Origin of the sequence: Streptomyces sp. NPDC047886, assembly GCF_043204435.1 — a bacterium.
Taxonomy (GTDB): domain Bacteria; phylum Actinomycetota; class Actinomycetes; order Streptomycetales; family Streptomycetaceae; genus Streptomyces.
In genome coordinates this window covers 546,441-554,298 of record NZ_JBIDCF010000004.1, presented here as the reverse complement: position 1 = coordinate 554,298, position 7,858 = coordinate 546,441, and the positions used below count along the sequence as shown (strand labels likewise).

The following is a 7,858-nucleotide window of genomic DNA, read 5'->3' as shown; positions in this document are numbered from 1 at the left end:
GTGTGTCGCCCCCCCCCCCCCCCCCCCCCCCCCCCCCCCCCCCCCCCCCCCCCCCCCGCCCCCGGGGGGGGGGGCCCCCCCCCGGGGGGCGCCCCCCGCCCCCCCCCCCCCCCCCCCCCCCCCCCGCTGGCGGGCTCCTACGAGGAACGCCGACGGGCGTCGGCCGCGCAGCGCCGCCGTCCCGCGTCCCGGTGCGGGAGCCGGGTCGCGAGGAAGCCGACGGCGACCGCCGCGCCCGCGAGTGTCAGTGGCAGCCCGAACTCCCGTCCGGCGCCGGGTCCGTCGGCGGTAGTACCGCTGCCGCCCCTGACCCCGCGCGTGGGCAGCGCGTCCGGCCCGGTGACCGCCGGCACCGGCTCACCGGGGACAGCGGGCGTGGCGGCGGCGGTGGGCGGCACGTTCACCGCCCTGCGGGGCAGGTTCTCGCAGGCGATGCCGTCGTCCGGCCCCTGGTCCTCATCGAGCCGGTGGGGATCGCTCGAATCCCGGTCGAGAACGGCCTGGGCGTCTTCCTGGTAGACGAAGTCGGGGCAGTTCACATCCTGCCGCGCATACGCGGGGCCGGTCGACTGTACGAGGACGGCGCACAACAGGATCGCACCGGCCGCGGTCGCTCGGAAGTCCATGGGATACCTCCTCGTCGTCTTCGCGACCATGCGCCCCCGTCGACCATAAGGAGGACGGGGGCGCCCCGCCACTCGGCCGGTCGTGGCCGGCCGGTGCGCCGTTCGGGTGAGGCCGCGCCGCCGGACAGCGTGTCCGGGCGGTGCGGGTCTCGCGTCAGGTGATGTCGACGTACGCGACGCCTTGGGCCGCCGTGTGCTGCGGGTCGCCCGCGTAGCGGACGGCGTAGCTCGTCTGGCCCACGGTGTCCGGGCGGTCCGTGAACGCGAAGGTGCCGTCCGCCGCGACGGTGTACGAGCCGAGCGCCAGGCCCTCCTCCGGGAGCCCGTAGTCGTAGCGGGTCACCCGCACTGTGGTTCCGGCAGGGAACGGGGTCTCGGAGGCGAGGGTTCCGGTGATGGTGAGCTTCTTCCCCAGGGGGGCGGTGGGCGGGGCGTCGAGGGTGACGGTGGTGACCGCCCGCGCCGGGTCGTTCAGGACGCGCAGCGTGAGGGTGGGCGATTCGTAGGTCTTCGTGACGGCGAACAGCCTGCTGTTGTCGTCCGCCCAGGCCAGCCCGGCGGGCCGCAGCGTGGTCGTGTTGATGGACGTGGAGGGGAAGTCGTACGTACGGATCACCGTGTCGGCGCCCGCGCGGAACAGGTACACGTCCGGGTCGTACGCCCCGTTGATGCCCGCCGCGACCGTGCTGCCGTCAGGGGTGATCGCCACCGCGTTGGGATAGGCGTTCGTGGTGTAGCGGCCGCTCACCGACAGGTCCGATGTCCGGTACACCTGGTGGTGGTACGGGGCGCCGCTGGCCACGACGACCTCGGTGCCGTCCGGGGTGACGGCGAGGTCGTCGACGCTGCCGCCGGACGCCGTGAGCGAGGCCGTCTCGCGTGTGCCGCCCGCGCTCACGTCGTACACGGCGAGCTGCGGCGGATTGCTGCTCGTCTCACCGGCCACGAGCATGCCGGGCGCACCGGGAGACGTGGCGAGCATGGGGGCCGTGTACCACTTGCGTCCCACGTGGCCGAGGCCGACGGCGGGCTGCGGGCCGGTGAGGTCGAGGGAGCCGATGTCGCCCCGCGTGGGTCCGCCGTAGCCGAACCAGACGCGGCCTCCGGCGACGGCGGGGTACTGCGGTTCGGTGTCCGTGCCCGTGGCGTAGCGGGCGGTCTCGCGCAGCGTCGCGGTGTCGACGGCCGAGATGGCGTCGGCGTCCCTGAGCGCGACGTACAGGGTCGTGGAGTCTTCGGAGAGCGCGAGGCCGAAGGCGCCCTGCTGGGACGTGATCCGCTCGATCACGGTGCCGTCGTAGTCGGTCACCACGACGCTGCCGCTGTCCGGGTCGCTGATGAAGACGCGGTCGTGGACGCCGTCCACCACGATGTCGGCGTGGCCGGCGATGGGGAGTTGCGTGCTGCTGTCGGCGGCGGCCTCGGTGGCGGCCGCCGTACCGAGGAGGCCCGCGCTCAGGGCGACGGACAGGGCGGCTCTCGTGGCCAGTTGACGTATGCGCACGTCGGGTCGTTCCTCCTTGCGGAAGCGCGCCGGCGGCTCCGGCACGGGAACACGCAATCTACGGCGAGGCACTGACAACGAGCCCCGGATCCGCAGGCGGGCACGCCGAGTTCGGACCGGCGGGGCATGGGCGGGACGCGGCCGGTCGGCTCGTACGGCACGGGCACGGCCGTCGGCTGCTGATCGCCGGCCTCTTGCCGCAGGGGTCGCGGGCGCGCTTCACTGTCGGTCCCCCACAGGAGAACCACCCGTTCCCCTACCCGAAGGGCACGTCTTGACTGCCGTACCGATACGCGTGGGCGCGGCCACCGTCGCCGCCTGCGCCATCGTCCTCAGCGCGGCCCTGCCGTCGTCCGCGATCAACTCGTACAACGCGACGCCCGCGCCGGAGCGCACCGAGGTCGGTGCACTCGTCGCCACCTGGGACAACGACGACGACCCCGCGACCCCGGACCGGGTCGACTGGGTCTGCTCGGGCACCATGATCGACGCGGACACCTTCCTGACCGCCGCCCACTGCACGACCGACTGGCCGTCGAACGTGAGGTTCTACGTCTCCCTCGACCAGGACGTCCAGGGCGGCCTTGACCAGGCCGCCGCGCGGCACCCCGGCGACCCGGCCGCCGCGGCCCGGGCCGTCGGTGTCGAAGGCACGGCCCACAACCACCCCGGCTATCCGGGCCCGGCCTCGGACACGCGCGACATCTCGGTCGTCGAGCTTCCGGCGGCCAAGGTCAAGGCGCGTTGGTCGTTCTCCCCCGCCACGCTGCCCACGGCGGGGCAGCTGGGCGCGCTCGGCCCCCGGGGGCTGCGGGACACCTCGTTCTCCGTGGCGGGTTACGGCACGCAGGAGGCCCGTCGCGGCCCCGGCGGGCACACCCACCCCGGCGGCGGCGTCCGGATGAAGGCCCCGGTCACGTACGACGCGCTCAACGGCGCCTGGCTGCGGCTGGCCATGACCGCGCCGCAGGGCAACGGCGGCGCCTGCTACGGGGACTCGGGCGGCCCGAACTTCGCCGTGCTGAACGGCACGCTCACCCTCGTCGCGACCACCATCACGGGTGACTCTCCGTGTTACGCGACCAATGTGACGTACCGTCTGGACAGCCCCGGCGCACGGGCCTTCCTCTCCCCGTTCGTGAAACTGCCCTGAGTGTCGCGGCCGAATGAGTGAAGTCGGACGAGCGTGACATCGCGCCCGTCACGTGGATCCTCCTTCCGCAGTTACGTACGGTGATCCGACACCGGGTCCCGACGAGAAGGATGGACCATGATCAAGAAGGCTCTGGCCGCTGCCGGTATCGCGGTGGCTGTCCTGGGAGCTTCTGCCCAGAGCGCTGCCGCCGTGGGCGACCACGATGTGGACACGCAGAACGGCAACTTCTCCGAGCAGTCGTACGGCAACACCGTCACCGGTGGCGCCATGAGCCCTCAGATGGGCCTCGTCCAGGGCTCGCTCAACAAGCTCTGCGTCGGTCTGCCCACCCAGGCGGATGTGCAGAACATCCTCCTGATCAACATCGGCGTCCAGGACATCCTGAACGACACGCAGAACCAGCAGTGCGTGGAGAACTCCACGGCGGTCAAGGGTGACAGCGCCCTTTCGCACATCCTCGAGAACGTCATCGCGGAGAACGGAGCGGCCGCCGTCGACGAGTGAGCCGTATCCCGGTGGCCGGGTGTCGCGCGCGTTCACACGCGGCACCCGGCCACCGGTGCGTCGCGCACCGGTTCGCCGTTCACGGTCGTCCGGCCACCGGTTCGTCCGGCCGGCGCGCGGCCGGGGGCTTCGGCTCAGCCGTGGACCATGTACGCGCGGTCGTTGTAGATGCCGATGTTGGACACGTACCCCGGCGCGCCGATCCAGAGCTGCGCCTGGTTGTCGGACATGCGCAGACCACCGCTGTCACCGGACGACTGGGTGTTGCGCCAGGAACTCGTCTGGTTCTGGAAGCCGTAGTCGTAGAGGTTGTGCCAGTACTCGTCGTTGAAGATGAGCCGCCGGCCGCCCCCGTTGGTGTGCTCGTAGAGGCACAGCCAGCCCGAGGCGCACGCCGGGACGGCCGCCGCCGAGAACGCGGCGCGCCGTACGAGGGGATCCGCCGTCCTCGTGTATCCGAGGGCGGCGTCGGCCTCGGCGGCCTCGCCGTAACAGCGGATCCTCTCCGGGGCGTCGACCACACAGGTCTGGGCGCCCTGCCAGCCGTCCAGAGCGAGGTCGATGGACCGTCCTTCGAAGGACGCGATCGCGCCCGGCCGGCCCGCTTCCGCCACGGCGGAGGCGGAGGCGGAAGGCGCGGTGAGAATGCCGGCCACGACGGCCGTGATGCCGATGAGGCCGACGGTTCGCTTCGTGTTTCGCATGAGTGTTCCCCCTTGTGCATCGCGCGCGCTCGTGAGCTGCGGGAATCCGGGATCCGACGGAGACCTGGATGTCGACGGAGTCCGGGAGTCGAGGAGTCCTGGAGTTCCACGGGAACGTGCGATTCGACGAGGTTTTCGCGGTCACCCGGGACCGTACCGAAGGGGACCGGCGGGGATCCGGGAAATCGCCCGGCATCACCCGTACGGAGAATGTCCCGGAGTTCCCCGGGGGGCGCACGGCTCACGGCCGCACGGCCCGCAACGCACAGCCCGCGGCACATGCCCGCGGTGACAGCGTGGCGGGGCTGGGGGGGGGACGCCCGTGAGCCTCTCGGCGAAGAGGGCCGTAACCCATGGCGCCGAGCGCAGTTGAACGGTGCATGAAGAAGCGCAGCATGCTCGCCATCGCATCCCTTGCCGCAGGTGTCGTGACCGCCCTGGTCTCCCCTCCCCCGAACGCCGTCGCCGACAGCGCGACGACCGGTTCCGGCCCGCTCGACAGCGTCGGTGTGCTCGACACCGTCCTCGGCGAAGACGACACGGCCGACGACGAGGCCGACGGCAACGTGAAGGACTGATCCGGCGCGCCGCCCGCGCGACGCGTCAGTGCGACGGCGTCGCCGGGGTGTGCCAGCGCTCCAGTCGGCGCTGTACCGCGAGCAGTGCACCGCGCTGCCGGCCGGGCACCCGGCGGCGCAGCGCCACCAGTGCGGGCGCGAGGGCCATGGCGGCCTCCGGGTCGCGCAGCCGCTCCCACTGGTGGTGGGCCCGGTCGACGGCGCCCTCGACGTCCGGGGCGTCCGTCGGCTGCTGCCGTTCCAGGCGGGCGTGAGCGGCCGTCATCCACAACTGGCAGCTCGTCGCCGGGTCGTCGGCGAGCCGTGCCAGGTCGGCACGTACCTCCAGCCAGTGGATGGCCTGCGGTGAACCGGGGCCGTACGCGCGCAGCGCCTGCTCCTCCCAGGCGGCCGCCGCGGCCGCGGCCTCACCGTGGTGGCCCGCGCGGGCGGCGTCGAGGATCGCCGGATGCGGATCGGGCGTCCCGGAGGCCGGTCCGGAGGACGGTACCGGGCGGACAGCGGCGGTCGCGGGGGCGGCCACGGGGGCGGCGGCCGGGACGGTGGTGGGGACGGCAGACGGGACGGTGGTGGGGACGGCCACCGGAACGACCTCGGGGGTGGTGTCGACGGCCAGCAGCAGTTCACCGTCGACGCCCGTCCGCTCCAGCGCCTGCTGATGCAGGGTGGCGAGCGGCGGACGCGACCCGCTGCGCCAGATCGCCGCGCAGGACTTGAGGTAGGCGGGCGCCGTGGTGGTGCGCCGGACCGGCGGCGGCTGGATCCACCCGTAGAGACGAATCCCCCACCCCAGGGCCAGCACGCGGCCCGGCCCACCCGCGGGTGCGGCTCCCCGCGACGGCGGGGACCCGTCGCCGGTGAGGTGCTGCCAGGTCTCCCCGTCGGCGACCAGATCCACGAGGACGGTGGTCGTGCCGGGCCTGCGGAGCTTCAGTTCCCCCGCGAGCCAGTGCCAGGGCAGGCCGGTGTAGCGCAGCGTGGCGGCCGAGCTGCGGGCGAGCGCGAGATGCGGGAGGCGCTGCTTGTGGTCCAGCTGAAGCTGCCCCGCGATACAGACCGTGAGGGGCCCCGGTGACGCGGCCGCCGCCCGCAGACGGGTCAGCACCGTCTGCGGGTCGAGGGGGTCGGCGAGCTCCACGAGACTCGCCACGGCCGTACCCGTCAGGGCGCCCGGCGGCACGGCGGCCAGTACCGGCAGCACGGACACCGCGTCGGTGAGACGCCCCTTGCCGACCGGCGCGGCCGCCAGGACGAGCGCCGTGCCGGTCACTTCCTGCCCATCGATCATCACACCAGCACCGTATCCGCTCCCCCGGCGGCTCCCGCCGACAACTAGGAGGTGACGGGCGGGATGCGACGGATGGCCGGGATGTCACGGGCGCGCACGGTGGCGATCAGCGGTGCGGACGGCTGGAGCAGCAGGCCGACCCTGGGGCCGGGATCGGTGGGCGGCAGTTCCAGGCGGAAGCGCTGAGCGAGGGTGGCGAGCAGCAGGACGGCCTCCACCTGGGCGAACCTGGCGCCCAGACAGGTGCGCTGTCCACCGCCGAAGGGGTACCAGGCGTGGTCGGGGATGACGTCGGGGGCGTCGGGGCCCCAGCGTTCGGGGCGGAAGCGGGACGGGTCCCGGAACCAGCGGGGGTCGCGGTGGGTGGCCCACTGGCTGCACCACACGATGGTTCCGGTGGGGATGCGGGTGCCGCCGAGGGTGGCGCCTTCACGGGCGACGGCGGGGATGAGCCAGGCGGGCGGGTACAGGCGCAGGGCCTCCTTGACGACCTGCCCCGTCCAGACGAGCCGGTCGTGGTCGTCGATGGTGGGCGGCCGTCCGCCCAGCACCTGGTCGAGTTCGGCGTCGAGCCTCTCACGGACGTCGGGGGCGGTCGCGAGCAGGAACCAGGTCCACGTGAGGGCGGTGGAGGTCGTCTCGTGTCCGGCGGCCCACAGGGTGACGGCCTCGTCGCGCACCTCCTTCGCGGTGAGGGGCCGGTCCTCGTCGTCGCGGGCGGCGAGGAGCCTGCTGAGGAGGTCGTCGCGGCCCTCGATGTCGTCGGGCCTGCGCTGCCGGGCGTCGATCAGCCGGTGCACCTCGGCGTCGATGGCGGCCACGGCCCGCAGCAGCCGGCGGCGGGCCGGGGTGCGGATCCAGCCCGGCAGGAAGAGGTTGATGCCGCGCAGCTCCGCGCCGATCACCTCCTCGGCGACGCTCATCGCGTCGCCCAGGGCGCGGGTCTGGTCGCCGAGGTCGTTGCCGAACAGGGTGCGCAGCACGATCCGCTGGGTGATCAGCGCCATCTGCTCGCGGACGTCGATGCGCCGGCCGTCCTGCCATGCGCCGGCCGCCTCCCGCGCGCAGGCCACCATGGTGGCGGCGTACGAGCGGACTTGGCGGGGGCGGACGGTGGGCTGCACCAGCGACCGCTTGCGCCGCCAGTCGGCTCCCTTGCTGAGGATGACACTGTCACCGGTGACCTGCTTGAACGCCCAGCCGATCTCCAGGATGTCGTAGCCGGTCTCGCGGGCGGCGAGGAGTTCGGCGATGTGCTCGGGGTGGGAGAGGAACAGGCTCCGCCGTGGCCCGAGGGACCAGGTCACGGCGTCGCCGTACTCGTCGCGCAGCCGGACCAGGAAGCCGAGGGGGTCCCGGCCGAAGGCGGGCAGGTTGCCGAGCAGGGGCAGCCCGCGCGGCCCCGGTACGGGTTCGAGGGGCAGGGTGGACACGGGCAAGGGGGCCTCCCGGAAGCTGGTCGACGGCCGCCCCCGGCGCGGGCCGCGCGCCCGGGGAC

The 7,858-nt window shown here is 73.4% G+C and carries 8 protein-coding genes; 3 read left to right on the top strand and 5 right to left on the bottom strand.

Annotated features, from left to right (window positions below; all coding sequences use genetic code 11):
- Window positions 1-137 precede the first annotated feature (137 nt).
- Window positions 138-626 (bottom strand): excalibur calcium-binding protein, encoded by a 489-nt coding sequence (locus ACGF5U_RS17375; protein ID WP_392818635.1) that lies wholly within the window; start codon window positions 624-626, stop codon window positions 138-140.
- 154 nt (window positions 627-780) lie between these two features.
- On the bottom strand, window positions 781-2,130 hold the full coding sequence (locus tag ACGF5U_RS17370) for a YncE family protein (protein WP_392818634.1): 1,350 nt from the start codon (window positions 2,128-2,130) through the stop codon (window positions 781-783).
- Window positions 2,131-2,404: 274 nt separating this feature from the next.
- Between ACGF5U_RS17370 and ACGF5U_RS17365 the strand changes: the two genes are divergently transcribed.
- Complete coding sequence (locus tag ACGF5U_RS17365; RefSeq protein WP_392818632.1) at window positions 2,405-3,283, top strand: trypsin-like serine protease; 879 nt, start codon at window positions 2,405-2,407, stop codon at window positions 3,281-3,283.
- Between the two features lie 117 nt (window positions 3,284-3,400).
- Window positions 3,401-3,790 (top strand): rodlin, encoded by a 390-nt coding sequence (locus ACGF5U_RS17360; protein WP_392818630.1) that lies wholly within the window; start codon window positions 3,401-3,403, stop codon window positions 3,788-3,790.
- 134 nt (window positions 3,791-3,924) lie between these two features.
- On the opposite strand, the gene ACGF5U_RS17355 is transcribed toward ACGF5U_RS17360, so the two are convergent.
- Window positions 3,925-4,494 (bottom strand): peptidase inhibitor family I36 protein, encoded by a 570-nt coding sequence (locus ACGF5U_RS17355; RefSeq protein WP_392818629.1) that lies wholly within the window; start codon window positions 4,492-4,494, stop codon window positions 3,925-3,927.
- Window positions 4,495-4,889: 395 nt separating this feature from the next.
- On the opposite strand from ACGF5U_RS17355, the gene ACGF5U_RS17350 reads away from it, so the two are divergent.
- Complete coding sequence (locus ACGF5U_RS17350) at window positions 4,890-5,072, top strand: hypothetical protein (protein WP_392818627.1); 183 nt, start codon at window positions 4,890-4,892, stop codon at window positions 5,070-5,072.
- 25 nt (window positions 5,073-5,097) lie between these two features.
- On the opposite strand, the gene ACGF5U_RS17345 is transcribed toward ACGF5U_RS17350, so the two are convergent.
- A complete protein-coding gene (locus tag ACGF5U_RS17345; RefSeq protein ID WP_392818625.1) occupies window positions 5,098-6,360 on the bottom strand; it encodes a hypothetical protein in 1,263 nt (420 codons plus the stop codon).
- Window positions 6,361-6,404: 44 nt separating this feature from the next.
- The gene (locus ACGF5U_RS17340) at window positions 6,405-7,793 is read right to left on the bottom strand and encodes a cytochrome P450 (protein WP_392818821.1); all 1,389 of its coding nucleotides are present in this window, start codon (window positions 7,791-7,793) and stop codon (window positions 6,405-6,407) included.
- Window positions 7,794-7,858 lie beyond the last annotated feature (65 nt).